This is a genomic window from Ramlibacter sp. 2FC (assembly GCF_005503345.1).
Classification (GTDB): domain Bacteria; phylum Pseudomonadota; class Gammaproteobacteria; order Burkholderiales; family Burkholderiaceae_C; genus SCMQ01.
Genome location: NZ_SCMM01000022.1, coordinates 22,048 through 46,810, shown reverse-complemented (window position 1 = coordinate 46,810; position 24,763 = coordinate 22,048). Strand labels below are relative to the sequence as shown.

At 67.6% G+C, this 24,763-nt stretch carries 29 protein-coding genes; 21 read left to right on the top strand and 8 right to left on the bottom strand.

All coding sequences use genetic code 11. From position 1 onward, the window contains the following. The first annotated feature begins 19 nt into the window (after nucleotides 1-19). The 8 genes from FFS10_RS11495 to FFS10_RS11465 all read left to right on the top strand — a co-directional run bounded on the left by FFS10_RS11495 (nucleotide 20) and on the right by FFS10_RS11465 (nucleotide 6,314). Nucleotides 20-934: a methyltransferase domain-containing protein gene (locus FFS10_RS11495; RefSeq protein WP_137894611.1), complete on the top strand. Its 915-nt coding sequence runs from the start codon at nucleotides 20-22 to the stop codon at nucleotides 932-934. Between the two features lie 98 nt (nucleotides 935-1,032). After that, on the top strand, nucleotides 1,033-1,509 hold the full coding sequence (locus tag FFS10_RS11490; protein ID WP_137894610.1) for a DUF2244 domain-containing protein: 477 nt from the start codon (nucleotides 1,033-1,035) through the stop codon (nucleotides 1,507-1,509). Between the two features lie 82 nt (nucleotides 1,510-1,591). Next, nucleotides 1,592-2,764 carry a cytochrome c oxidase subunit II gene (gene coxB / locus FFS10_RS11485; protein ID WP_137894609.1) on the top strand — a complete coding sequence of 391 codons (1,173 nt, stop codon included), beginning with the start codon at nucleotides 1,592-1,594 and terminating at the stop codon, nucleotides 2,762-2,764. 39 nt (nucleotides 2,765-2,803) lie between these two features. Further along, nucleotides 2,804-4,423, top strand: coding sequence for a cytochrome c oxidase subunit I (gene ctaD / locus FFS10_RS11480; RefSeq protein ID WP_137894608.1), 1,620 nt, complete (start codon nucleotides 2,804-2,806; stop codon nucleotides 4,421-4,423). Between the two features lie 10 nt (nucleotides 4,424-4,433). Further along, nucleotides 4,434-4,544, top strand: coding sequence for a cytochrome oxidase small assembly protein (locus FFS10_RS23155; protein ID WP_212744122.1), 111 nt, complete (start codon nucleotides 4,434-4,436; stop codon nucleotides 4,542-4,544). Nucleotides 4,545-4,557: 13 nt separating this feature from the next. After that, on the top strand, nucleotides 4,558-5,175 hold the full coding sequence (locus FFS10_RS11475) for a cytochrome c oxidase assembly protein (RefSeq protein WP_137894607.1): 618 nt from the start codon (nucleotides 4,558-4,560) through the stop codon (nucleotides 5,173-5,175). After that, complete coding sequence (locus tag FFS10_RS11470) at nucleotides 5,172-5,384, top strand: DUF2970 domain-containing protein (protein WP_137894606.1); 213 nt, start codon at nucleotides 5,172-5,174, stop codon at nucleotides 5,382-5,384. The genes FFS10_RS11475 and FFS10_RS11470 overlap by 4 nt, the downstream gene beginning before the upstream one ends. A gap of 48 nt (nucleotides 5,385-5,432) precedes the next feature. Further along, on the top strand, nucleotides 5,433-6,314 hold the full coding sequence (locus FFS10_RS11465; protein WP_137894605.1) for a cytochrome c oxidase subunit 3: 882 nt from the start codon (nucleotides 5,433-5,435) through the stop codon (nucleotides 6,312-6,314). Between the two features lie 59 nt (nucleotides 6,315-6,373). Here FFS10_RS11465 and FFS10_RS11460 read toward each other — a convergent pair whose 3' ends face one another. Beyond that, nucleotides 6,374-6,604 carry a twin transmembrane helix small protein gene (locus FFS10_RS11460; RefSeq protein ID WP_171016143.1) on the bottom strand — a complete coding sequence of 77 codons (231 nt, stop codon included), beginning with the start codon at nucleotides 6,602-6,604 and terminating at the stop codon, nucleotides 6,374-6,376. 15 nt (nucleotides 6,605-6,619) lie between these two features. Between FFS10_RS11460 and FFS10_RS11455 the strand changes: the two genes are divergently transcribed. From FFS10_RS11455 to FFS10_RS11435, 5 genes are read left to right on the top strand one after another with little or no spacing between them, the layout of a single operon-like run. Then, complete coding sequence (locus FFS10_RS11455; protein ID WP_137894604.1) at nucleotides 6,620-7,348, top strand: SURF1 family protein; 729 nt, start codon at nucleotides 6,620-6,622, stop codon at nucleotides 7,346-7,348. Beyond that, a complete protein-coding gene (locus tag FFS10_RS11450; RefSeq protein ID WP_137894603.1) occupies nucleotides 7,299-8,030 on the top strand; it encodes a redox-active disulfide-containing membrane protein in 732 nt (243 codons plus the stop codon). The genes FFS10_RS11455 and FFS10_RS11450 overlap by 50 nt, the downstream gene beginning before the upstream one ends. Continuing rightward, a complete protein-coding gene (locus tag FFS10_RS11445; RefSeq protein ID WP_137894602.1) occupies nucleotides 8,031-9,221 on the top strand; it encodes a COX15/CtaA family protein in 1,191 nt (396 codons plus the stop codon). Continuing rightward, a complete protein-coding gene (gene cyoE, locus FFS10_RS11440) occupies nucleotides 9,218-10,114 on the top strand; it encodes a heme o synthase (protein WP_137894601.1) in 897 nt (298 codons plus the stop codon). The genes FFS10_RS11445 and cyoE overlap by 4 nt, the downstream gene beginning before the upstream one ends. Nucleotides 10,115-10,124: 10 nt before the next feature. Then, entirely contained in the window at nucleotides 10,125-10,739 is a 615-nt protein-coding gene (locus FFS10_RS11435; RefSeq protein ID WP_137894600.1) for an SCO family protein, read from the top strand. 9 nt (nucleotides 10,740-10,748) lie between these two features. On the opposite strand, the gene FFS10_RS11430 is transcribed toward FFS10_RS11435, so the two are convergent. The 3 genes from FFS10_RS11430 to FFS10_RS11420 all read right to left on the bottom strand — a co-directional run bounded on the left by FFS10_RS11430 (nucleotide 10,749) and on the right by FFS10_RS11420 (nucleotide 13,101). Then, nucleotides 10,749-11,744, bottom strand: coding sequence for a Bug family tripartite tricarboxylate transporter substrate binding protein (locus tag FFS10_RS11430; RefSeq protein ID WP_137894599.1), 996 nt, complete (start codon nucleotides 11,742-11,744; stop codon nucleotides 10,749-10,751). Nucleotides 11,745-11,828: 84 nt separating this feature from the next. Beyond that, a complete protein-coding gene (gene rpoH, locus FFS10_RS11425) occupies nucleotides 11,829-12,767 on the bottom strand; it encodes an RNA polymerase sigma factor RpoH (RefSeq protein ID WP_137894598.1) in 939 nt (312 codons plus the stop codon). Between the two features lie 109 nt (nucleotides 12,768-12,876). Further along, nucleotides 12,877-13,101: a hypothetical protein gene (locus tag FFS10_RS11420; RefSeq protein ID WP_137894597.1), complete on the bottom strand. Its 225-nt coding sequence runs from the start codon at nucleotides 13,099-13,101 to the stop codon at nucleotides 12,877-12,879. Between the two features lie 436 nt (nucleotides 13,102-13,537). Here FFS10_RS11420 and kdgD point away from each other — a divergent pair, with 436 nt between their 5' ends. Genes kdgD through cutA form a run of 4 tightly spaced genes read left to right on the top strand, consistent with a single transcriptional unit; the run spans nucleotide 13,538 to nucleotide 17,153 of the window. Further along, nucleotides 13,538-14,449 (top strand): 5-dehydro-4-deoxyglucarate dehydratase, encoded by a 912-nt coding sequence (gene kdgD / locus FFS10_RS11415; protein ID WP_137894596.1) that lies wholly within the window; start codon nucleotides 13,538-13,540, stop codon nucleotides 14,447-14,449. Between the two features lie 36 nt (nucleotides 14,450-14,485). Then, nucleotides 14,486-15,436 carry a Bug family tripartite tricarboxylate transporter substrate binding protein gene (locus FFS10_RS11410; protein WP_137894595.1) on the top strand — a complete coding sequence of 317 codons (951 nt, stop codon included), beginning with the start codon at nucleotides 14,486-14,488 and terminating at the stop codon, nucleotides 15,434-15,436. Between the two features lie 2 nt (nucleotides 15,437-15,438). After that, nucleotides 15,439-16,776 (top strand): glucarate dehydratase, encoded by a 1,338-nt coding sequence (gudD, locus tag FFS10_RS11405; RefSeq protein WP_137894593.1) that lies wholly within the window; start codon nucleotides 15,439-15,441, stop codon nucleotides 16,774-16,776. A 41-nt stretch (nucleotides 16,777-16,817) separates the two neighbouring features. Next, nucleotides 16,818-17,153: a divalent-cation tolerance protein CutA gene (cutA, locus tag FFS10_RS11400; RefSeq protein WP_137894591.1), complete on the top strand. Its 336-nt coding sequence runs from the start codon at nucleotides 16,818-16,820 to the stop codon at nucleotides 17,151-17,153. A 7-nt stretch (nucleotides 17,154-17,160) separates the two neighbouring features. On the opposite strand, the gene selD is transcribed toward cutA, so the two are convergent. Next, complete coding sequence (gene selD / locus FFS10_RS11395; protein WP_137894589.1) at nucleotides 17,161-18,231, bottom strand: selenide, water dikinase SelD; 1,071 nt, start codon at nucleotides 18,229-18,231, stop codon at nucleotides 17,161-17,163. Continuing rightward, nucleotides 18,228-19,229, bottom strand: coding sequence for a selenoneine biosynthesis selenosugar synthase SenB (gene senB, locus FFS10_RS11390; protein ID WP_137894587.1), 1,002 nt, complete (start codon nucleotides 19,227-19,229; stop codon nucleotides 18,228-18,230). The genes selD and senB overlap by 4 nt, the downstream gene beginning before the upstream one ends. A gap of 17 nt (nucleotides 19,230-19,246) precedes the next feature. Between senB and senA the strand changes: the two genes are divergently transcribed. From senA to FFS10_RS11375, 3 genes are all read left to right on the top strand, one after another. After that, on the top strand, nucleotides 19,247-20,485 hold the full coding sequence (gene senA, locus FFS10_RS11385; RefSeq protein ID WP_137894585.1) for a selenoneine synthase SenA: 1,239 nt from the start codon (nucleotides 19,247-19,249) through the stop codon (nucleotides 20,483-20,485). Between the two features lie 318 nt (nucleotides 20,486-20,803). After that, a complete protein-coding gene (locus tag FFS10_RS11380; protein ID WP_137916441.1) occupies nucleotides 20,804-21,511 on the top strand; it encodes a hypothetical protein in 708 nt (235 codons plus the stop codon). A gap of 10 nt (nucleotides 21,512-21,521) precedes the next feature. Continuing rightward, on the top strand, nucleotides 21,522-21,908 hold the full coding sequence (locus FFS10_RS11375; protein WP_137894580.1) for a hypothetical protein: 387 nt from the start codon (nucleotides 21,522-21,524) through the stop codon (nucleotides 21,906-21,908). 122 nt (nucleotides 21,909-22,030) lie between these two features. Here the strand turns inward: FFS10_RS11375 and FFS10_RS11370 are convergent, their stop codons facing one another. Further along, nucleotides 22,031-22,432 carry a hypothetical protein gene (locus FFS10_RS11370; protein ID WP_137894578.1) on the bottom strand — a complete coding sequence of 134 codons (402 nt, stop codon included), beginning with the start codon at nucleotides 22,430-22,432 and terminating at the stop codon, nucleotides 22,031-22,033. Between the two features lie 509 nt (nucleotides 22,433-22,941). Between FFS10_RS11370 and FFS10_RS11365 the strand changes: the two genes are divergently transcribed. Beyond that, nucleotides 22,942-24,108, top strand: a complete 1,167-nt coding sequence (locus tag FFS10_RS11365; RefSeq protein WP_137916440.1) for an ImmA/IrrE family metallo-endopeptidase — start codon at nucleotides 22,942-22,944, stop codon at nucleotides 24,106-24,108. Here FFS10_RS11365 and FFS10_RS11360 read toward each other — a convergent pair. After that, nucleotides 24,099-24,629 (bottom strand): P-loop NTPase family protein, encoded by a 531-nt coding sequence (locus tag FFS10_RS11360; RefSeq protein ID WP_137916439.1) that lies wholly within the window; start codon nucleotides 24,627-24,629, stop codon nucleotides 24,099-24,101. The genes FFS10_RS11365 and FFS10_RS11360 overlap by 10 nt on opposite strands. Nucleotides 24,630-24,763 lie beyond the last annotated feature (134 nt).

The window sequence follows — 24,763 nt, the reverse complement described above, 5'->3', positions numbered from 1 at the left end:
CGCCTGATCCCGCCTGCCTATGCCCGCCGACTGTCCCCCCACCATCGATCCCGTTGCCGCCGCCCGCTGGGCTGCAGGGCCGTCCGGCGCCGCCTCGCCCTGGCTGCACGAGGAAGTGGCGCGTCGCATGGCCGAGCGCCTGTCGTGGATACGCCTCAAGCCGCAGCGCTGGGCCCATTGGGAGGCGGTGCGCGGCGGCCTGCAGGCGCAGGCCGAGCTCGCGCGCCGCTATCCGCAGGCCGAGTGCTTCGTGGTCGAGGGCAGCGCGGGGCGCGCCCGGCAGGCGGCCGCGGCGCTGGCCAGGCCCTGGTGGCATCCGGCGCGCTGGCAGGGCGCGGCGCTGCATGTGCAGGCGCCGCCCGAGGGCGGCGTGCAGATGGTCTGGGCCAATATGCTGCTGCACCAGGTGGCCGAGCCGCAGGCGCTGATGGCGGCCTGGCACCGCGCCCTGGCCGTGGACGGCTTCCTGATGTTCTCCTGTCTCGGCCCGGACACGCTGCGCGAGTTGCGCCCGCTCTACCAGTCCCTGGGCTGGCCCGAGCCGGCCCACGAGTTCACCGACATGCACGACTGGGGCGACATGCTGGTGCAGGCCGGCTTCGCCGAGCCGGTGATGGACCAGGAGCGCATCACCCTGAGCTTCGAGACGCCCGAGCGCCTGCTGCAGGAGCTGCGCGAGCTGGGCCGCAACCTGCACATCGGCCGCTTCGCCGGGCTGCGCGGGCGGCGCTGGCGCGAGCAGCTGCTTGCGGCCATGGCGCGGGGCCTGGCCCGCGCCGAGGACGGCGGCCGCCTGAGCCTGAGCTTCGAGGTCATCTACGGCCATGCGCTCAAGCCCGCGCCGCGGCTGAAGCTGCAGGCGCAAAGCGCGATCACGCTGGACGACATGCGCTCCGCGTTGCGCCAGCACAAAAAGAATCCGCCGGCCGTTTGAGAATTGTCAAAGCCCTGTTTCGACTCGGTTAAAATCTGCCGCGGCAAAGGGGGGCCTCCGGGTTTCTCCGTGCGCAGCCGCTGTCCAGAGTTTGGCCCGTGTCAAATCCGGTATTCCATTTCGCCAGAGTCTCCGGTCAAGGGATTGACTGGGTGCTCAAGCGCAATTGCTCCGTCACACCCGCGCAGCTGGGCAGGTGGTACGGCTCCCTGTGCCTGGTGTCGCTGGGCATAGGCTTGTGGTTCTGGTGGCAGGGAGCGAAGCTGGTGATCGGCTTCGCCGGCCTGGAGCTGCTGGCGGTCGGGCTGGCCTTCCTGGTCTATGCGCGGCATGCCACGGACGGCGAGACGATTTCGCTGCGTGGCGCGCGGCTCGTGGTCGAGCTGGAGACGGCAGGGCGGCGTGAGCGGGCCGAGTTCAACCGCGACTGGGTGCGTGTCGAGCCCAGGACCGGCGACCGTTCGCTGATCGAGCTGTCCGGCCAGGGGCGGACGGTGGAGGTGGGGCGCTATGTGCGCCCCGAATTGCGCCCGGTGCTGGCGCGCGAGATTCGATGGGCATTGCGCCAGGCGTGATGCTCCGGTGTGGCGGGTCCGTCCCAGGCGGCTGCCGTGGCGGGTGGTTGGTTCAATAGAGACTTGGAAGTTAGTGAGAACTATGAAAAGCATTCCCAACAAATTGGCGTCGCTGCTGGGTCGTGCCGGCATCTGGACGGCGGCCTGGGTGACGACGGCCGCGCACGCCGTCAACGACCTGCCTGGCGGGCCGGCCGTCAACCAGCTCAACCTGCACCCACCGGTCACCAAGATTGCCGAAGAGCAGCAGTGGCTGCACTGGATGATGCTGATCCTGTGCACGGTGATCTTCATCGCCGTGTTCGCGGTGATGTTCTATTCGATCTGGAAGCACCGCAAGTCCCTGGGCCACAAGCCCGCCAGCTTCCATGAGTCGGTCACCGTCGAGATCATCTGGACCATCGTGCCCTTCATCATCGTGATCCTGATGGCACTGCCCGCGACCAAGGTGCTGGTGGCGCAGAAGGACACCACCAATGCCGACGTGACCATCAAGGCCACGGGCTACCAGTGGAAGTGGGGCTACGACTACCTCAAGGGCGAGGGCGAGGGCATAGGCTTCGTCTCCACGCTCGACGCCAGCCAGCGCGCCCTGTCCGACGCCGGCAAGCCCGAGGGCGACAACTACCTGCTCAAGGTCGACAACCCCCTGGTCGTGCCGGTGGGCAAGAAGGTGCGCATCATCACCACCGCCAACGACGTGATCCACGCCTTCATGGTGCCGGCCTTCGGCATCAAGCAGGACGCCATCCCCGGCTTCGTGCGCGACACCTGGTTCCGCGCCGACAAGACCGGCGACTTCTACGGCCAGTGCGCCGAGCTGTGCGGCAAGGAGCACGCCTACATGCCCATCCACGTGAAGGTGCTGTCGGCCCAGGACTACACCGCCTGGGTGGAAGGCGAGAAGAAGAAGCTCGCCGCCAAGGCCGACGACCCGAACAAGGTCTGGACCCAGGCCGACCTGGTCGCGCGTGGCGAGAAGGTCTACGCCGCCAATTGCGCCGCCTGCCACCAGGCCAACGGCAAGGGTGCCGGCCCGATCAAGGCCCTGGACGGCTCGCCCGTGGTGCTCGACGCCGACAAGGCCAAGCAGATCGCGATCCTGCTCAACGGCGCCGCGGGCGGCGCCATGCCGGCCTGGAAGCAGCTGTCGGACACCGAGATCGCCGCCGTCGTCACCTTCACGAAGAACAACTGGTCGAACAAGACCGGGCAGATCGTGCAGCCCGCCGAAATCAAGGCCGCGCGCAAGTAAGAGCGCAGCGATCTGGACAGTATCGAAAAGGAAACCAAGATGAGTGCCGTTCTCGACCCGCACGATCACGCCCACGACGACCACCACGCGCACGCGCCCTCGGGCTGGCGGCGCTGGGTGTTCGCGACCAACCACAAGGACATCGGTACCCTGTACCTGCTGTTCAGCTTCACCATGCTGATGGTGGGGGGCATCCTGGCCCTGCTGATCCGCGCCGAGCTGTTCCAGCCCGGCCTGCAGCTGGTCAACCCGGAACTGTTCAACCAGTTCACCACCATGCACGGCCTGATCATGGTGTTCGGCGCCATCATGCCGGCCTTCGTCGGCTTCGCGAACTGGATGATCCCGCTGCAGATCGGCGCATCGGACATGGCTTTCGCGCGCATGAACAACTTCAGCTTCTGGCTGATGATCCCGGCCGCCATCATGCTGGTGGCCTCGTTCTTCATGCCCGGCGGCGCACCCGCCGCGGGCTGGACGCTGTACGCGCCGCTGACCCTGCAGATGGGTCCCTCGATGGACGCCGGCATCTTCGCCATGCACATCCTGGGCGCCTCGTCCATCATGGGCTCGATCAACATCATCGTGACCGTCCTCAACATGCGCGCCCCCGGCATGACGCTGATGAAGATGCCGATGTTCGCCTGGACCTGGCTGATCACCGCCTACCTGCTGATCGCCGTCATGCCCGTGCTGGCCGGCGCCATCACCATGACGCTGACCGACCGCCATTTCGGCACCAGCTTCTTCAACCCGGCCGGCGGCGGCGACCCCGTGATGTACCAGCACATCTTCTGGTTCTTCGGCCACCCCGAGGTCTACATCATGATCCTGCCGGCCTTCGGCATCGTGAGCCAGATCGTGCCCGCCTTCGCGCGCAAGAAGCTGTTCGGCTACGCCTCCATGGTCTACGCCACCTCGTCGATCGCCATCCTGTCGTTCATCGTCTGGGCGCACCACATGTTCACCACCGGCATGCCGGTGACGGGCCAGCTGTTCTTCATGTACGCCACCATGCTGATCGCCGTGCCGACGGCCGTGAAGATCTTCAACTGGATCGCCACCATGTGGAAGGGCTCGATGACCTTCGAGACGCCCATGCTGTTCGCCGTGGGCTTCATCTTCGTGTTCACCATGGGCGGCTTCACCGGCCTGATCCTGGCCTTGGCGCCGATCGACATCCAGCTGCAGGACACCTACTACGTGGTGGCCCACTTCCACTACGTGCTGGTGGCCGGCTCGCTCTACGCGCTGTTCGCCGGCTACTACTACTGGGTGCCGAAGTGGACCGGCGTGATGTACAACGAGACGCGCGGCAAGATCCACTTCTGGTGGTCGCTGATCAGCTTCAACATCACCTTCTTCCCGATGCACTTCCTGGGCCTGGCCGGCATGCCGCGCCGCTACGCCGACTACCCCATGCAGTTCACCGACTTCAACGCCATTGCTTCCGTGGGCGCCTTCGCCTTCGGCCTGGCCCAGGTCTACTTCTTCCTGTTCGTCGTGCTGCCCACGATGAAGGGCCAGGGCCAGAAGGCCGCGCAGAAGCCCTGGGAGGCCGCCGAGGGCCTGGAATGGGAAGTGCCGTCGCCGGCGCCCTTCCACACCTTCGAGACCCCCCCGAAGCTGGACGCGACCGCCACCAAGGTGATCGGCTGAGGAGCGCCAGATGACGCCGCAGCAAAAGAAGGGCAACCTGCGCCTGGGCCTGATCCTGGCCTCGGTGGCGCTGGTGTTCTTCCTCGGGTTCATGGTCAAGATGGTGCTGCTGCGCCCCTGACCGGATCCTTGCCATGAGCCTTCGCGCCGAGAACGTCAAGATGGTGGGCAAGCTGGCCGTGGTCGCGGCCGGCATGTTCGCCTTCGGCTACGCCCTGATCCCGATCTACAAGCACATCTGCGAGCTGACCGGCATCAACATCCTGTCGCTGAGCGAGCGCCAGGTGCCCGGCAACGGCGTGGCGGGCAAGGACGTGCGGCTGCCGGCCAACACCCAGGTCGACACCAGCCGCACCATCACCGTCGAGTTCGACGCCAACGCGCGCGGCCCCTGGGACTTCAAGCCGGCCCAGCGCTCGGTGCAGGTGCATCCGGGCCAGCTGACCACGGTGATGTACGAGTTTCAGAACGTGCAGAACCGGCGCATGGCGGCCCAGGCCATACCGAGCTACGCGCCGCGTCAGGCGGCGGCGCACTTCAACAAGCTGGAGTGCTTCTGCTTCAACCAGTACACGCTGGAGCCGGGCGAGAAGAAGCAGTGGCCGGTGGCCTTCGTGATCGACCCCAAGCTGTCCAAGGACGTGACCACGATCACGCTGTCCTACACCTTCTTCGAGGTCGGCGGCAAGACGCCGGCGGCGCCGGCCACCGCCAATGCCGCGACGGCGCTGGGCCAGGAGGCGGGCACATGAGCGATCCGGTGCAGAAGCCGCCCAAGGCCTCGCTGTGGCGCACCGCCCGCGCGGTCGCCTGGTCCTTCGTCGGGCTGCGCAAGAACAGCGAATACCAGAAGGACCTGGCGCAGCTCAATCCCTTCCACATCATCGCGGTGGGCATCGCCGCGGCCGTGATCTTCGTGCTGGGGCTGGTGGCCCTGGTGAATTGGGTGGTGGCGAAGTAAGCCGCCGCCGCACAAAGACAATGCGTATTTGAGAGAGCAGGAGCAACAATGAGTTCAACCGCACAAGGCAGCACGCCCTACTACTTCGTCCCGCACGCCTCGCGCCATCCCGTGATGGCCGCCATCGGCCTGTTCTTCGTGATCCTGGGCGCGGGGCAATGGGTCAACGGCGCCGGCTGGGGCAAGTATTCCCTGTTCTTCGGCCTGGCCTGGTGGCTGGTGGTGCTGTACCAGTGGTTCCGCGACGCCGTCCACGAGAGCGAAGGCGGGCTGTACGGCCATAAGGTCGACCTGTCCTACCGCTGGAGCATGAGCTGGTTCATCTTCTCCGAGGTCATGTTCTTCGGCGCCTTCTTCACCGCGCTGTGGTGGGCCCGCGTGCACTCCGTGCCGGCGCTCGGCAGCCTGGACAATGCCCTGCTGTGGCCCGACTTCAAGGCCGTCTGGCCCAGCGTGGTTGCCGGTGCGACCGCGTCGCCGGCGGGCATCATCGAGCCCTTCCAGACCATGGGTCCGTTCTGGCTGCCGACCATCAACACCGCGCTGCTGCTGAGCTCGGGCGTGACCCTGACCATCGCCCACCACGCGCTGCAGCACGGCAACCGCGGCAAGACCATCGCCTTCATGTGGATGACGGTGATCCTGGGCTTCGTGTTCCTCTGCGTGCAGGGCTACGAGTACTTCCACGCCTACACCGACCTGAACCTCAAGCTCACCTCGGGCGTCTACGGCTCGACCTTCTTCATGCTGACCGGTTTCCACGGCTTCCACGTGCTGGTCGGCATGCTGATGCTGCTGTTCATCACCCTGCGCCTGATGAAGGGCCACTTCACGCCCGAGCGCCACTTCGGCTTCGAAGGCGCGGCTTGGTACTGGCACTTCGTGGACGTGGTGTGGCTGGGCCTGTACATCCTGGTCTACTGGATGTAAGCCGCCCCCGCGGAAAAAAAAGCGCCGGCAGGCGCTTTTTTCGTTTCAGGGAAACCGGCTCACTTGCCCGCAGGGATGCCGGTCGGTTGGATGTAGCCCAGCTTCCAGGCCACCAGGATGCAGATGAACAGCACCACGGACAAGCCGACCCGCAGCGCGAGCGCGCGCACCATGCGGCCGCTGCGGGGCTGGCCGTCTGGCGTGCGCCCGCTGCCTTTCATCATGAAGAACAGGGCCGAGGCCAGGCTGGCGATGATGCCCAGGAACGCGAGCGCGACGAGGAATTTCATGCCCAGGATTATCCCGTGAGCCCACCGCGCGCCGACTGGCGCTTCGGACTGATCACGCTGGCCACGCTGGCCGGCATGGTCACCACCGCCTCGCTGGGGCGCTGGCAGCTCTCGCGCGCCTCCGAGAAAGAGGCGCTGCAGGCCGGCATCGAGGCCAGGCAGCAGCTCGCCGTGCTCGGCGCCGCCGAACTGCTGGCCACACCCGAGGCAGACCGCATGCACCGCCGCGTGCAACTGCGCGGGCGCTGGCTGGCCGAGCGCACCGTGTTCCTCGACAACCGGCAGATGAACGGCCAGCCCGGCTTCTACGTGCTGACCCCGCTGCAGTTGCAGGAGGGCGGGGCCTGGCTGCTGGTGCAGCGCGGCTGGGTGCCGCGCAATTTCGTCGACCGCAACGCGCTGCCCCGGGTCGACACGCCGGCCGGCGAGGTCGCGTTGCAGGGCCGCATCGCCCCCGCACCGTCCAAGCTTTACGCCTTCGAGGGCGCGGAGCAGGGCGTGATCCGGCAAAATCTAGCCCTGGACGCATTCCGCGCCGAAACCCGTCTGCCCCTGCTGGACCAGACCGTGGTGCAAACCGGTCCGCCCTCCGAAGGCCTGCTGCGGCAATGGCCCGAGCCCGCCAGCGGGGTGGAGAAGCATTACGGCTATGCGTTCCAGTGGTTTGGCCTCAGCGGCCTGATGGCAATCCTTTATGTCTGGTTCCAAATTGTCCGACGCTTCCTTTTCCCGCCGCGCGCCTGAGCCCCGGGCCCGGCAAGACGAGCCGCTGGGCCTGACCGTGCACGGCCTGCCGTCGCCGGCACAGGCCGCCCAGGCCGACGCCAAGCGCACCCTCAGCGGGCGCTGGAAGATGCTGGCCGTGCTGCTGGTCTGCGCCGCGCCGGTGATCGCTTCCTATTTCACCTACTACGTGGTCCGTCCCGAAGGGCGGCGCCATTTCGGCGAGCTGATCGACCCGCAGCGTCCGCTGCCCGCGCTGGCAACCACCAGCCTGGGCGGGGAGGGCGGCAACCTGAGCGCGCTCAAGGGCCAGTGGCTGCTGCTCAGCGTGGCCGGCGGCGCCTGCGATGCGGCCTGCCAGAACCACCTGTACCTGCAGCGCCAGTTGCGCGAGAGCCTGGGCAAGGAAAAGGAGCGGCTGGACTGGGTCTGGCTGGTCGACGACGCGGCGCCCATCCCCGAGTCCCTGCGCGCCGGCCTGGCCCAGGCCACGGTGCTGCGCGTGCCGTCCGACGCCCTGGCGCAGTGGCTGGCGCCGGCCGCCGGCCACCGCCTGTCCGAGCATTTGTACGTGGTCGACCCCATGGGCAACTGGATGATGCGCTTTCCGGCCGGCCTGGACCTGGCCGGGGCCGGCAAGGCCAAGCGCGACCTGGAACGCCTGCTGCGCGCCTCGGCGTCCTGGGATCAGGCGGGGCGCTAGATGCAAGCGACCTCGCTCTACGATCTCACGCCCGCGCTGCGCCTCATGCTGATGGGCGTGGTGCTCGCGCTGGCGCCGCTGGCCTGGGTCTGGCTGCGCAACCGCCAGGCCTCGCCCGCGCGCCGCCTGCAGGCCCTGACCGTGCTCACCCTGTTCCTGACTTTCGACCTGGTGCTGTTCGGCGCCTTCACGCGCCTGACCGATTCCGGCCTGGGCTGCCCGGACTGGCCAGGCTGCTACGGCAATGCCAGCCCGGTCGGCGCGCAGGCCGAGATCGCCGCCGCGCAGTCCGCCATGCCCACCGGCCCGGTCACGCACGGCAAGGCCTGGGTCGAGATGATCCACCGCTACCTGGCCACCGGCGTGGGCGTGCTGATCCTCACGCTCACCGTGGCGAGCTGGCTGGCGCGTCGCCGCGGCGCGGGCCAGGCGCTGGCCGTGCACCCGCTGTGGCCCACGCTGACCCTGGCCTGGGTCTGCCTGCAGGGCGCCTTCGGCGCGCTCACCGTGACCATGAAGCTGTTCCCGGCCATCGTCACCCTGCACCTGCTCGGCGGGATAGTCCTGCTGGTGCTGCTGTGCGTGCAGGCGGTGCGCTTCCAGCAGGCGTCGGGGGCGCGCTCGCCGCAGCCGCTGCCGCGCGGCTTGCGCGCGGCGCTCTGGCTGGCCTTCGTCCTGGTGCTGGTCCAGATCACGCTGGGCGGCTGGGTCAGCACCAACTATGCCGTGCTGGCCTGCGAGTCCTTCCCGACCTGCCAGGGCAGCTGGTGGCCGGCCATGGACTTCCGCCAGGGTTTCGAGATCTGGCGCGAGCTCGGCCGCAGCCAGGACGGCGGCCACATCGGTTTCAGCGCGCTCACCGCCATCCACTACACGCATCGCCTGGCGGCCTATCTGGTGCTGGCCGTGCTGGCCGGCCTGGCCTGGCGCCTGCAGCGTGCCGGCCGGCTCTTGGCCCAGGCGCGCTGGATCGCCGGCCTGGCGCTGTGGCAGTTCGTCACCGGCCTGTCCAACGTGGTGCTGGACTGGCCGCTGGTGGCCGCGGTCTCGCACACCGGCGGCGCGGCGGCCCTGGCGGTCGCCCTGACCTGGGCCCTGTGCGCCAGCCGCACCGCCGCCCGATCCGACCTTTCACCGCTGCCGGTGTCGAGCGACGCCGGGCGCCCCCACGCTTCGAGGTTTGCCGCATGACCGCTGCCACCGCCGTTTCCCCGGCATCCCGTATCAGCCAGTTCTACGCCCTGACCAAGCCGCGCGTGGTGCAGCTCATCGTGTTCTGCGCGCTGATCGGCATGGTGCTGGCCGTGCCGGGCTGGCCGAGTTGGCCCGAGCTGAGGCTGGCCCTGCTGGCCAGCCTGGGCATCTGGCTGGTCGCCGGCGCGGCCGCGGCCTTCAATTGCCTGGTCGAGAAGAGCATAGACGCCAAGATGAAGCGCACCGCCTGGCGTCCGACCGCCAAGGGTGAGCTGTCGGACCGGGAGGCGCTGGTTTTCTCGGGCCTGCTGTGCGCGCTGGGCTCGGCCGTCCTGTTCTTCTGGGTCAACCCGCTGACCATGTGGCTGACCTTCGCCACCTTCGTCGGCTATGCGGTGGTCTACACCGTGATCCTCAAGCCGCTGACGCCGCAGAACATCGTGATCGGCGGCGCCTCGGGCGCCATGCCGCCGGTGCTGGGCTGGGCGGCGATGACCGGCGAGGTGGGGCCCGAGGCGCTGATCCTGTTCCTGATCATCTTCCTCTGGACGCCGCCGCATTTCTGGGCCCTGGCCCTGTACCGCGTGGAGGACTACCGCCAGTCCGGCCTGCCCATGCTGCCCGTCACGCACGGCAACGAGTTCACGCGCCTGCAGGTGCTGCTCTACACCCTGGTGCTGTTCGCGGCCTGCCTGATGCCCTTCGCCTATGGCATGAGCTCCTGGCTCTACCTCGCGGCGGCGGTGGGGCTGTCCGGCGGCTTCATAGCCCACGCGTTCAAGCTCTGGCGCAGCTACTCCGACGCGCTGGCGCGCAAGACCTTCCGTTTCTCCCTGATCCACCTGAGCGGGCTGTTCGCCGCGCTGCTGGTCGACCACTACCTGTTCTGAGGTGCCTCCCATGCGCAAGCGCGACGCGCTCCGATTCATCGCCCTGTCCGCCGTCACGGCAGGGACGGCGGGCCTGCTGGCCGCCTGCTCCGAGCAGCGGCTGCAGTTCCAGTCGGTCGACATCACGGGGGCCGACTACGCCAAGGACTTCGCGCTGCCCGACCAGCACGGACAGACGCGCCGCCTGCAGGATTTCCGCGGCAAGGTCGTGGTGCTGTTCTTCGGCTACACCCAGTGCCCGGACGTCTGCCCCACCTCGATGCTCGAGCTGGCCGAGGTCAAGAAGCAGCTCGGCGCCGACGGCGACAAGCTGCAGGGCCTGTTCGTCACGGTGGACCCCGAGCGCGACACCCCCGAGGTGCTCAAGGCCTACATGGCCAACTTCGACCCGGCCTTCCTGGCCCTGCGCGCCAGCACGCCCGAGCAGCTCGCGGCCATGGCCAAGGACTTCAAGGTCTACTACAAGAAGGTCGAAGGCCAGGCCCCGGGCAACTACACCATGGACCACGCCGCGGCCAGCTACGTCTACGACACCCAGGGCCGGCTGCGCCTGTACAGCCGCTACGGCAGCGGGCCGGAGGCGCTGGGGTCCGACATCAAGCTGCTGCTCAGGCAGGCTTCCTGAGCCTGAGCCTTATTCGGCCTTGATGCCGCGCATCGCGATCACCCCGCCCAGCAGCGCGGTGTCGGTCTTGACGCGGTTGGCCAGGCCCTCGCCGGAGCTGCCCACCACCTGCCAGCCCTGCTGGAACAGCTTGATGCGCACCTCGGGGCTGCGCGCGATCTCGCTGACCAGGGTCGACAGCCTGGCCACGATGGGCTTGGGCAGCGAGGTCGGCGCCGCGAAGGCGTTCCAGATCTCGAGGTTGTAGCCCTGGATGCCGGCCTCGCTGAGGCTGGGGAAATCGGGCGCCAGCGTGCTGCGGCCCGAGGAGGTGATGCCGATCACGCGCAGCTTGCCCGCCTTGGCCTGCGCCTGGGCCAGGGCCGGCGGCATCATGGCCAGCTGCAGCTGGCCACCCTGGATCGCGTTGAACACCTGGGGGTAGCCCGGGTAGGGCACGTGGACCGGGGCTATGTTGGTCTTGGTCTTGAGCAGCTCCATGCCGATGTGGCCCACCGTGCCCACGCCCGGCGAGCCGTAGCTCCACTGCTTGCCGGCGTTGCGCGCCGCGACGAAGAAGTCCTGCGCGCTGGCGCCCGGCGAGTTGACCGGCGCGACCAGCACCAGCGGGGCGGTGCCGATCAGGCTGATCGGCACCAGGTCCTTGAGCGGGTCGTAGGGCAGCTTGCCGTTGAGCAGCCTGGCAATCGTCATGTTGCCGTTGATCATCAGGCCCAGGGTGTGGTTGTCCGTGGCCTTGGCCACCGCGTCGGCGCCGATGTTGCCGCCCGCGCCCACCTTGTTCTCGACGACGACCGGCTGGCCCAGCGCCTTGGACAGGGGCTCGGCGAACAGCCGTGCCGTGAGGTCGGGCGAGGAGCCGGCCGGGAATCCCACCACGATCTTGACCGGCTTGCTTGGCCAGGGGGCGGCCGCGGCCTTGGCAGCCTTCTGGGCCCAGGCCCCGCCCGACAGGGCGGCGAGCGCGAGCAGCAGGGCGGCGCGGCGGAAGGGGGTGGGGGTCATCGGAAATCCTCTCTGCTTGTGTTGACGGCGGAAAAAGACAAGGCCCGGAAATCCGGGCCTTGCGAGTCTAAATCGACGGGGCTGTCAGGCGTAGGCCGCCAGCGCCTTTTTCATCTTCTTCATGGCCGCCACCTCGATCTGGCGGATGCGCTCGGCGCTCACGCCGTAGTCGGCCGCCAGCTCGTGCAGCGTCATGCCGCCCGTGCCGTCGTCGCGCACCTTGAGCCAGCGCTCCTCGACGATGCGGCGGCTGCGCCCGTCCAGGGCCTGCAGCGCGGTGGCGATGCCGTCGCTGGCCAGCAGGTCGCGCTGGCGCGCCTCTATCATGGCCGTGGGCTCGTGGCTGGCGTCGGCCAGGTAGGCGATCGGGCCGAAGGCCTGCTCACCGTCGTCAGACGGGGCCGGGTCCAGCAGCACGTCGCCGCCCGACAGCCGGGTTTCCATTTCCACGACTTCCTCGCGCTTGACCTTGAGCTCGTGCGCGACCACGTCGATCTCGCGCTCGCTCAGGGTCTCGCGGTGCGTGGCTTCGCCGGCGTCCGCCTCGGCCTTGAAGCCCTGCTTCATCGAGCGCAGGTTGAAGAACAGCTTGCGCTGGGCCTTGGTGGTGGCCACCTTGACCATGCGCCAGTTCTTCAGGATGTATTCATGGATCTCGGCCTTGATCCAGTGCAGCGCGTAGCTGACCAAGCGCACGCCCTGGTCCGGGTCGAAGCGCTTGACCGCCTTCATCAGGCCCACGTTGCCTTCCTGGATCAGGTCGCCGTGCGGCAGGCCGTAGCCCAGGTACTGGCGCGACACCGAGACCACCAGGCGCAGGTGCGACAGCACCAGCTTTCCGGCCGACTCGAGGTCGTTCTCGTCGCGCAGCTTGCGGGCGAACTCCTGCTCCTGCTCCAGCGTCAGCATGGGCAGGCGGTTGACGGCCGAGATATAGGCGTCCAGATTGCCCAGCGAGGGCACCAGCGCCCAGGGGTTGGCCAGCGCCACCGCGTTCGCAGAAGATCCAGTCAATGCCGTCATCCGAGCAGTCCTTTCCAATACGCCTAAATATTAGCACTCTCTGAGAACGAGTGCTAAGCGCAAAGTTCAATGAAACGGACTGTTTCCGGAGCCGAAACGGTGCCCCGCCTCAAAGCGCGATGCCGTGGGTCTCGCAGAAGGCCTCGAACTGGGCATTGTCCAACTCCATGCCGGCCGCCCCGGCACCGGCCTGCACCGGGACCAGGGTGACCAGGAAGAAATCGGGGTCGTAGGCCTCGTCGGCCTCGCCCTCGACGTCCTGGAACACCGAAGCCACGCGCCAGGACTGGCCGTCGACGGCGGTCAGTTGCTCGCCTTCCCGGGGTGTCCTCATGCCGCGTCTCCTGAGAAAAGGCCCTTGGATTCACTATAGCCGGCCGGCGCCAGGGCGCCAGAGCGGTTCTTCTCTCGGCGCCCGTGATCCCGCGCCTGCGCCAACACACTTGCTGCGATCAAACCGATGAGGTTTAAAACATAAGACATCATATAACAATGGACTTGCTTCGCTGGAGCCGTCCCGCTTGTTCGGGCATCGCCAGCGGTGCGCGGGGATTGCGGCGTGGTGGCTTGGATAAAGGTGTTTTTTGGATGATCCTCCCAACGTCCGACAGGCTCCTGGCCCTGTATGTTTTGCCGCTGGGAGGATTGAAGGTGATTTTTCGGTTGGGGCTTGACAGCTTGGGCGTGCTTGATCAGAATTCATGTCATCAGACAACGTACAACACAATGTCGAGCCCCGAACTTCACCCCACCTTCTTGAAAGCGCAAGCATGAATCCGCAAGAACTCAAGTCCATCATGTCCCAGGGCCTGCTGTCGTTCCCGCTGACCGACTTCGACGCCCGGGGCGACTTCAACGCCCGCGGCTATGCCGAGCGCCTGGAGTGGCTGGCCCCCTACGGCGCCAGCGCCCTGTTCGCCGCCGGCGGCACCGGCGAGTTCTTCTCGCTCACCGGCGACGAGTACCCGGCCATCATCAAGACTGCCGTCGAGACCTGCCGCGGCAAGGTGCCCATCATCGCCGGCGCCGGCGGCCCCACGCGCTTTGCCATCCAGTGCGCCCAGGAAGCCGAGCGCGCCGGCGCGCACGGCATCCTGCTGCTGCCGCATTACCTGACCGAGGCCGGCCAGGAAGGCCTGATCGCCCATGTGGAGCAGGTCTGCAAGAGCGTGAAGTTCGGCGTCATCGTCTACAACCGCAACGTCTGCAAGCTCACGCCCGAGTCGCTGGCCATCCTGGCCGAGCGCTGCCCCAACCTGATAGGCTTCAAGGACGGCATCGGCGACATCGAGCTCATGAGCGCTATCTACATGAAGATGGGCGAGCGCTTCGCCTACCTGGGCGGCCTGCCCACGGCCGAGGTCTATGCCGCGGCCTACAAGGCGCTGGGCACGCCGGTGTACAGCTCGGCGGTGTTCAACTTCATCCCCAGGACCGCGATGGACTTCTACGAGGCCGTGCGCACCGACGACATGGCGACCCAGCATCGCCTGCTCAAGGACTTCTTCATGCCCTACCTGCGGATCCGTAACCAGGGCGCGGGCTACGCGGTCAGCATCGTCAAGGCCGGCGCCAAGCTGGTCGGCCACGACGCCGGCCCGGTGCGCGCGCCGCTGACCGAGCTCAAGCCGGCCGAGCTCGAGCAGCTCGACGCCCTGATCCGCAAGCTGGGCCCGCAGTAAGCCCTGTATCGAGACCCTGCTGACAAAGGAGACTTCATGAAAAAGCTGTTGCTTTCCCTGGCCGCCGCGTGCGCCATGACCTCGGCCCTGGCCTGGCCCGAGAAGCCGGTCACGCTGGTGGTGCCGTTCCCGCCGGGCGGCTCCACCGACCTGATCGCCCGCACCCTGTCGAGCAAGATGCCCGAGAAGCTCGGCGGCACGGTGATCGTGGAGAACAAGGCCGGCGCCACCGGCACCATAGGCGCGGCCCAGGTGGCGCGCGCGCCGGCCGACGGCTACACGCTGCTGGTGTCGTCGCTCGGTCCCTTCGTGATCGCGCCGCACCTGATCAAGGTGCCCTACGACGCGCTCAAGGACCTCGATCCGATCACCGTGGCCGTGCAGGCGCCCAACGTGCTGGTGGTGCCCGCCGCCTCGGCGCACAAGTCGCTGGCCGACGTGATCGCCTACCAGAAGGCCAACCCCGGCAAGATGACCTTCGCCTCCTCGGGCAACGGCAGCAGCGACCACCTGACGGCCGAGCTGTTCTGGCTGCAGACCGCGACCTCCGGCATCCATGTGCCCTACAAGGGCGGCGGCCCGGTCATGACGGACCTGCTGGGCAACCAGGTCGATGCGTCCTTCATGAACATCAACACCGCCATGCCGCAGATCAAGGCCGGCAAGCTCAAGGCCCTGGCCATCACCAGCGCCAAGCGCTCGCCCCTGCTGCCCGCCGTGCCCACGCTGGAAGAAGGCGGCGTCAAGGACGCCAACGTCTATTCGTGGCAGGCCATCGCCGCGCCGCGCGGCCTGCCCGCCGAGGTGAAGAAGCGCCTGCACGCCGCCATCGTGGCCGCCCTGAGCGACCCGCAGGTGACGCCGAAGCTGCTGGAGCTGGGCTTCGAGATGGTGCTCAACACGCCCGAGCAGTTCGCCGCCTACCAGGCCGCCGAGTACGCCCGCTGGCAGAAGCTGATCACCAGCCGCAAGATCACCGCCGACTGACCATGACCACCACTCCCCGCATCCAGCAGATGCGCGTCGTCCCCGTGGCGGGGCGCGACGGTATGCTGCTCAACCTCTCGGGCGCGCATGCGCCCTTCTTCACCCGCAACATCGTCATCGTCACCGACAACGCCGGCCACACCGGCCTGGGCGAGGTGCCCGGCGGCGAGAAGATCCGCCAGACGCTGGAGGACGCCCGTGCCATCGTCGAGGGCCGCCCCATCGGCCAGTTGCAGGCCATCCTCAACGAGATGCGCGCGCGCTTCGCCGACCGCGACGCGGGCGGCCGCGGCCTGCAGACCTTCGACCTGCGCACCACCATCCACGCCGTCACGGCCGTGGAAAGCGCGCTGCTGGACCTGCAGGGCCAGCACCTGGGCGTGCCGGTGGCGGCCCTGCTCGGCGAGGGCCAGCAACGCGAGCGCGTGCAGATGCTGGGCTACCTGTTCTTCGTCGGCGACCGCACCAAGACCGACCTGCCGTATGCCGATGGGGCTAGCGAGCCCGAGGCCGCCGACGACTGGCTGCGCCTGCGCCACGAGGCCGCGATGACGCCCGAGGCCGTGGTGCGCCTGGCCGAGGCGGCCCAGGCCCGCTACGGCTTCCAGGACTTCAAGCTCAAGGGCGGCGTGCTGCGCGGCGAGGAAGAGGTTGAGGCCATCCGCGCGCTGCACGCGCGCTTTCCCGAGGCGCGCGTCACGCTCGACCCCAACGGCGGCTGGCTGCTCAGGGACGCAATCCGCCTGATGCGCGACATGCACGGCGTGATCGCCTACGCCGAGGACCCCTGCGGCGCCGAGGAGGGCTTCTCCGGCCGCGAGGTGATGGCCGAGTTCCGCCGCGCCACGGGCTTGCCGACCGCGACCAACATGATCGCCACCGACTGGCGGCAGATGGCCCATGCGCTGTCGCTGCAGGCGGTGGACATCCCGCTGGCCGACCCGCATTTCTGGACCATGGCCGGCTCGGTCCGCGTGGCCCAGACCTGCCGCGACTGGGGCCTGACCTGGGGCTCGCACTCCAACAACCATTTCGACATCTCGCTGGCCATGTTCACCCATGTGGGCGCGGCCGCGCCGGGCAAGGTGACGGCGATCGACACCCACTGGATCTGGCAGGACGGCCAGCGCCTGACCCGCGAGCCGCTGCAGATCAAGGGCGGCTATGTCGACGTTCCGAACAAGCCGGGCCTGGGCGTGGAGCTGGACATGGCCGAAGTCGAGAAGGCCCACCAGCTCTACCTGCAGCATGGCCTGGGGGCGCGCGACGACGCCATCGCCATGCAGTACCTGATCCCGGGCTGGCGCTTCGACAACAAGCGGCCCTGCCTGGTGCGCTGAGCCGGGACCATAATGGTCGGCGTCCGAACCGGAGCCGACCCATGGCCGAGACCGACGCCCCCTCCATCCTCAGCATCACCACCACCGTGCCCGAGCGCGAGCAGGGGCTGGCGCTGGCCCGCGCGGCGCTGACCGCGCGCCTGGCGGCCTGCGTGCAGGTCGACGCGCAGCCCATCACCTCGGTCTACCGCTGGCAGGGCCGCGTCTGCGAGGAGGCCGAGTGGCGCGTCACCTTCAAGACCGCGCCGGGCTGCGAGCCGGCCCTGCACGAGATGGTCGCGGCGCAGCACCCCTACGCGCTGCCGCAGTGGCTGCTGAGCCCGTTGCAGGCTTCGCGCGCCTACGCCGACTGGGTGCGCGCGGAAACGGTGGGCTGAGGCTCGCTCAGCCCACCACCAGTCGCTTCTCGCCCGCGGGCAGCACCTCGCCGACCACGGCCGCGCGCTCGAAGCCGTGGCGCTGGAACACCGCGAGCACCTGGTCCACGCTGTCCGCGTCACAGGAGACCAGCAGGCCACCGCTGGTCTGGGGGTCACTCAGGAGGGCCTGGTCGGCCGGGTCGAAGCCGGCGGGCAGCTGCACCTCGGCGCCGTAGCCGGCCCAGTTGCGACCCGAGGCGCCGGTCACCATGCCCTGGGCGGCCAGCTCGCGCACGCCGGCCAGCAGCGGCACCCGGGCCCAGTCCAGGCGCACCGTGCACTGGGCGCCGCGCGCCAGCTCCAGCGCATGGCCGGCCAGGCCGAAGCCGGTCACGTCGGTCAGGGCATGCACGCCGGGCAGGGCGGCGAGCTCGGGGCCCGGGGTGTTGAGCTTGGTGGTGTTGGCGATCATCTGCGCATAGCCCTCGGCGGGCAGCGCGTCCTTCTTGAGCGCGGCCGAGAGCACGCCCACGCCCAGCGGCTTGCCCAGCACCAGGCGGTCGCCGGGCCGCGCGTCGGCGTTGCGCTTGACGCGCTTGGGATGCACCAGGCCCAGCGCCACCAGGCCGTAGATGGGCTCGACCGAGTCGATGGTGTGGCCGCCCGCGATCGGGATGCCGGCCGTGCGGCAGACCGAGGCGCCGCCTTCGAGGATCCTGCCTATGGTCTCGGTGGACAGCACGTTGATCGGCATGCCGACCAGGGCCAGCGCCATGATCGGCTGGCCGCCCATGGCGTAGACGTCGGAGATGGCGTTGGTCGCGGCGATGCGGCCGAAGTCGAACGGGTCGTCGACGATGGGCATGAAGAAGTCGGTGGTGGCGATCAGCGCCTGCTCGTCGTTGAGCTGGTAGACGGCCGCGTCGTCCGCGGTCTCGATGCCGACCAGCAGCTCCTTGGGGATGGGCATCTGGGTCGTGCCCTTGAGGATCTCGGACAGCACGCCGGGGGCGATCTTGCAGCCGCAGCCGCCGCCGTGCGAGAGCGAGGTCAGGCGCGGCTGGGCGGCGGCGAGGGGCGAGGCAGGGGTGGTCATGGCATCTCCAGCAAGTCTTGAACCAGTTGGCGCAGGGCGGCCTGCTCGGCGGCGGGGTCGAACAGGGGGGCGCGAAGCTGGCATTGTGCGCGAAGCCGGCCCAGCAGGTCGTCCCCAGGGTTGGCCGGGTGTTGCAGGCCGGCGCGGCAGCGCCTGAGCAGGGCCGCCAGGGCGCGCGCGTCGCCATGCTCGAAATAGCCCTCGTAATCCTCGCCCAGCATGCCCACGTTGCCCGGCACGCGCGAGGCCAGCACCGGCGTGCCGCTGGCCACGGCCTCCATCACCACATGGGCGCCGCCCTCCATGCGGCTGGCGTGCACCAGCACATGGGCGCGCTGTATGCGCCGGCGCACGGTCTCGTGCGGCAGCCCGCCTAGCCAGTGGTAGCCCGGGCATTCCCCGGCCGCGAGGCAGGCCTGGGCGCCCAGCGCCGTGTCCAGCGCCTCGCCCACATGGTCGATCCGGATGTCGGTCTCGTCGCGCAGCAGGTGGGCCGCCTGGAACAGGGTCTGCGGCGACTTCTCCTCGCGCAGGTGGCCCACCATCACGGCGCGCAGGTGCTGGCCGGTCTTGGGCAGGGCCTGGCGCGCCGTGGTCGACTGGAAGATCACGCGTGCCTTGGGGCGCAGCGCCTCTGGCAGGGCCTCGGGCCCGCGCTCCTGCAGCACCACCAGGCGCTGCGCCAGCGCCAGCGATTGCTGGGCCTCGGCGTCGGTCTGGATATCGCGGTACAGGTCGGTGCCGGTCAGCACCACGGCCAGGCCGCGGCCGCGATGGGCGCGCGCCCAGTCGGCGATGGAGAGGGCCGAGCGGCGCGCGTGCAGCGCCAGCATCACCGCATCCGGCCCGGTGCCGGGGTCGTGGTGCCATTCGCGGACGATGCGGGTAGGATAGAGCGGCGACAGCATGCGCTGCCAACGCCAGGCGGTCTGCCAGTTGCCGTTGTTGGCATTGGCGAGCGCCGGGCTGACGATGACCACCGATGTCTTCTTCTGCATGACGGGTTTATAACGCCATGAGGCCGTCGCTTCCCACCACCAGCCCTGCCGAGGCCGCGCGCCGCGCCGGCCGCATCGATCTGGCGCAGGCGCTGCGCGAGACCCGCGCGCGCAGCTTGGCGCTGTTCGCGGCCTACGAGTCGGCGCTGGCCGCCACCGGCTTCGCCGTTCCGCTGTCGCCCGAGCTCAATCCGCCGCTCTGGGAACTGGGCCACATCGCCTGGTTCCAGGAATGGTGGCTGGCGCGCAACGGCGAGCGCGGGCGCGGCGTGGCCTGCGACCCCGACATCCCCCGCCCGTCCTCGCGCCTGGCCGGTGCCGACGCGCTCTACCACTCCGGCCAGGTGCCGCACGACAGCCGCTGGCAGCTGCCGCTGCCGGGCGCCGCGGCCACGCGCGCCTACCTGCAGGCCGTGCAGGAGCAGACCCTGGCCCTGCTGGCCGAGAGTGCCGAGGACGACGCCTCGCTCTATTTCTTGCGCCTGGCCTTGTTCCACGAGGACATGCACGCCGAGGCCGCGGTCTACATGGCGCAGGCCCTGGGCCTGGCGCTGCCGGGCGAGGCGGCGTTTCCCGGCAGGTCCCTGGGCGACGCGATGGGGACCGGCGTGCTGCGGCTGCCGGCCCAGGCCTGGACCCTGGGCAGCGCGCCGGGGCAGGGCTTCGCCTTCGACAACGAGCACGGCACGCAGCCGGTGGAACTGGCCGCGTTCGAGATCGATGCCGCGCCAGTCGACTGGGCGCGCTACCTGCCCTTCGTCGAGGCCGGCGGCTATGCCGATGCGCGCTGGTGGTCGCCCGAGGGCTGGCAATGGCTGCAGCAGTCCGGCCTGACCGCGCCGCGCTACCTGCGCCGCGAAGGCGGCAGTTGGCAGCGCCAGGTCTTCGGCCGCTGGCAGCCGCTGGCCCCGGCGGACCCGGCCTGCCACCTGAGCTGGCACGAGGCCCAGGCCTGGTGCCGCTGGGCCGGCCGCCGCTTGCCCAGCGAGGCCGAATGGGAATGCGCGGCCGTCACGCAGCCGGGTTTGGCCTGGGGCAGGGTCTGGGAATGGACCGCGAGCCCCTTCGAGGCCTTCCCGGGCTTCACGCCCCATCCCTACCGCGACTACTCGGCGCCCTGGTTCGGCACGCGCCCCGTGCTGCGCGGCGCGAGCCGCGCCACCGCGCCGCGCATGGCGCACCCCAAGTACCGCAACTTCTTCACGCCCGAGCGCAACGACATCTTTGCGGGGTTTCGCAGCTGCGCGCCGGGTTGACGAGCGGCTGGGGGCTGGGGTCTTCGGCTGCCGCTGGCTGCCGTCGGGCCTCACGGGTTGCGGATGGCAGGCCTTTGCCCGACCGTGGCCGTTGGTGGCTTGCGTGCCCGATGCAGCCGCTCGCGCTCGTGAAGACCGGTCGTCCGGGGACTGATGGGGACGGCCAGAAGCGATACCCGCTCATATGCAGGGAAGCTGCCGTTCAATGTCCGCTTCAGGAACGGTCGGTAACATTTCAAGCCTGCCGGAGGTCGTCGAATGCACGCGCCAAACGTTGAACAAGGAGTCCGCTCGAGTCGGGCTTTACGCGAGGGCACCATGCAATCGAACATGCAATACGAACCGCGGCCGCGTCGCACCAAGCACAGTCCAAGGGTGGCTCGCTTTCTATTCGCTGCGGCTCTCGTCTTGACGGCCGGCTTCGCAGCGCCACGCACCAGCGTCGCGGCCGAGTTCAGGGTTTCAGGCAGCGGCAGCTTCAAGCCGCCGTCGGCCGCGCAGCTCGCAGCCCTACCCGCCGACCTGGGATTTTCTCGAGCTGATCTCGCATCTGGCAGCTGGTCGTTTTCAGTGCGTTATGACGACAGCATCCGCGACGGGGACCCCGACCCCTATATGGGGCGTTATGCCGGAGCGGTCCGCGCGTTTCGCGTAGCGGTTGGCAGCACCACCATCGATTTGCCCATTGATCAAGCGGAAATTGTCGTCAGTGACGGCGGGGGCAGTTTCCCAAACCGCGAGTCGATTCGGCTGCAGGCCAAGGCCTTGAGCGCCTCTGGCCTTCTGCGTCTTAGCTGGGTTCAGGTCAATCAGCAGCCGAAGGGCAATGACCTGCGCGGCTCCGCCGGGTTGCTGCCGAACGATGGCCTGCCGGCCTATGCGATGGTCGCCAACCTGGCCACCGCGAGTCCGTTCGACAGATTCCTGGAACTTCGCATCGACCGCCCCGGTGGCGAGTCGCGCCCGCTGCTCTACCTCAGTTCGTCCAAGCTTTCGGTGACAGCCGGCCCCGCCTCGGCGCCCTGAGGAGTCCGAGATGTCACACATGACCGCATTCACGCGCAGCCTTCTGCTGCGCAGCGCAGCAGCATCGATTATTTTGGGGAGCCTCGCCGCGTGCGGTGGCGGCGAATTGGCCGTGGGCGTGGTCGTTCCTGTCCAGCAGCCTGTCGTTGCGCCGCTGACGCTTGCCCTGACACGCGTTGGGCCTGAAGCCATCGCGGTGGACTGGAGTGACGATCCCCTTGTCGCCCGGTTCGTGGTTCTTCGCGATGGCGTCTCCCTGGCGACGGTCACCACCACGAGCCTGATCGATGCCTCGGTCTTCATCAACGAGACCTATTGCTATCAGGTGCAGGGCTTCGACGCGGCCTGGCTGTTGGTGGCAGCCAGCAGCATCGGGTGCGTCACGATCTTTCCCTGAGCGGGCCGCCGATGCGATCATCACGACCGCGTCGCGGAGTCAGGCGGCCCCAGGTGCCGATGTGCCGGCCTGACACGTCGGCAGCCAACCGCCTCGAAGCGGCGCCGAGCTGAAATATCCGCCTACTCGACCGCCATCTTCCGCGTCTCCCGTACCCTCTCCTGGGCATCGTAATAGATCACGACCCGGGAAGTCGACTCGTACGAGGCGACGGCTTCAATCGGGGTGCCCACGAGTTCCCATAGCCCCAAGGTGAAGACATCCATCGTCACATGGCCCAAGGCCCGCCCAATGCTGCGGGAATTGCCCTTCACCACCACGTAGCTATCCACGTAGTGGCCTTCGGCGTTCTTGGTGGTGGTTTCGGGCTGCCCAAGCTTTTCGATGACCGCGACGCGCGGCGCGCCGGCGAAGAGAATGGAGGTGTCCTTCTGACTGTTGCCGCTCAATGCCATGCCGACGGAACAGCCTGCCAGGAGCAATACAAACATGAGGGCGATGGCTCGCCGGTAGAGTTTCTTCATCTTCCCTGTCGTATGGGTTGTCTACGTTGGACGATACCACCAATGTGCAGACAAGGGCTCCTGGCCGCCGACGCGGGGGATGAATGAGTCGTGGCGACCCGATGCTGCCGCCCGGACTCGACAAGACCGGCCGTCTGCGAACTGGGGGTGACGGCCAGGAACGGTCCTTCGAGTTCGCGGCCGGACTGACTGCCCCAGGCTGGCTGCTGCCGCTCAGGTCTTGGCGCCGAATGTCAGCTGCGCCCAAGACCTGACATTGAAAGTCCCGCGGTGCGGCTGTCGGCTAAGCTCCGGTACCTGACCTTCATCGGCTGCCGGGCGGACGCGCGTTCGTCGGACCTCAACGAGATTGGCCAGTGACTGCTCCCGCCGCGGGCGAACGGAACTCCCGACCCGAAGCAGCCGTATGCCTGCGCACCTAGAGTTGTTCGCCGGTGATCTCCCGACGCAGCATCTGCCGGCTAGCTGTACCAAGACACGCCGCGGGCCGTGCAGGACAAGACTTTTAGTTGACAAAAGTTGACGATCTGCGTAGTATCGGACGCCTAATGTTGAATGCACCACTCGTCGATGAGGCCATGGTTCGCCTCGGCCTTAACCAAGCTGCGCTGGCCGATGCCTGCGGTGTGAGCCGTGAAGCTGTATCCAAGTGGTTCGCCGGCGACTCGATACCGCGTCCCGCCAAGGTTCGGGCGCTGGCGGCGGCTCTTGGTTTGTCTATCGACAAGCTCGTTGTCCGTGAGGGGGCAGAGCCGGTAGTTGCGTACCGGACTCATCTCAGGGAGCCTCTAACCGGAAAGGCGAAGGCGAAGGCTCAGGAGATGGGCAGGCACTTCAGGCAACTACAGCCTTTTGTCGAAGGTTCTCGGTTGTTTTCGCAGAGGTTTCTAAAAGAGCCTGCCGTGGACGACGGTTATGTGCATCGTGCGGTTAACACTCTGCGTACGTCACTGAATCTAGGTCCCGCTGAGTCGCCCAGCATGGAGCAACTCATCGAGCTGATCATTGACACCGGCGCATTCATCGTGCCGGTTATCTGGGGAAAAGAAAAGGTCGGGCACGAGAACGCGCTTACGGTGTATTTGCCCGAGTCGCAGTCGACTTGGGTGGTCCTGAGCCTTAGCGCTGGTCAGGACGACTTCAAGTATTGGTTGGCCCACGAGCTTGGCCATTGCCTATCCTTGCATAAGTTGGCTGATGATGCGGGTGAACAGTTCGCGGAACGCTTTGCGCAGTTGTTCGTGTTTCCGGATGCGCTCGCTGAACAATGTCTAGCCGCGATGCGATCCTCTACCAATCCTTTGGAGGAGGCGAGCTACTTTGCCGGTCGCCACGGCGTTTCCGTTGTCACAGCGGTGAAGTCGGCCGATCGCATTGCCGCCGACCGAGGGGAAGCGCTCACAGGGGTTGCGACCGAATCGTTCTACGAAGAGTGGAACCGCAATCGGCCCAATCGACCAACTGTTGCTGCGCAGCTCTTCGAGAGCGATGCACCGGGGGTGGAAATTTTCGTTGAGAGGGCGAGCGCCGTGTTTCGGACGGAAGTCTTTGACGCCATCGGCCGTCTGCAGAAGGCTCAGGGTGGACATTCTCCTGCCTTCGTCGGTACGCTGCTCAATGTGGACCTAAGCCAGGCTCTTGAGCTTTCCGTCTACCTGAGCAAGCGTCAAGCCTGAGCGTCGGGCGGCGCCTCGTTGAACAGGGCGCGGTATTCGGTCTGCCAGCTGCGGGGAAGCCGCTCTTCGCTCAGGATCCAACCCCGTGCGGTGGCACGGACTTTGTCCATGCTCATCTGGCCCGCATCTAGGAATAGCTTCAAGACCTGAAGGCTAGACATGATGGGGATCCGTTGATTGTTCTCGTCAGGCTCCACGAACTGAGAGAACTCGCGCAGCGGCCACTCGTCAGTTGCCAGGATGTATCCGCGATCCAGTGCGATGGCCAGCGCTTTGGCGTCCGCCATGGAGAGCTGGCGGATGTCCTCCAGATTCCTGTCCCTGCAGTAGCATTCAAGGTACTCGTCACCTTCGGCGCGGTAGTAGTCCGCATCCTCGTCGTATTGTTCGTCATCACTTTCAGCGAGCTCAAGGATGGCGGCATTCAGATCAGCCTGAACATCGGCACCGGTGAGCCAGGGGTGCCGCACCGTCAGCCCGGTGTTCGCGGTCGTTTCGTTCGCCAGTTCCTTGATGGTCATCAGCTTGTGGCCAGCGACCTCGATGCCCAGCAATGGGCGAAGGTCCGAGAAGTAAAGCCGGACGAAGCAATTGGTGTCAACGATGACGATCTTTGTACACATCCCCGGGGAAAAGTATCAGCAAAGGCGACAGT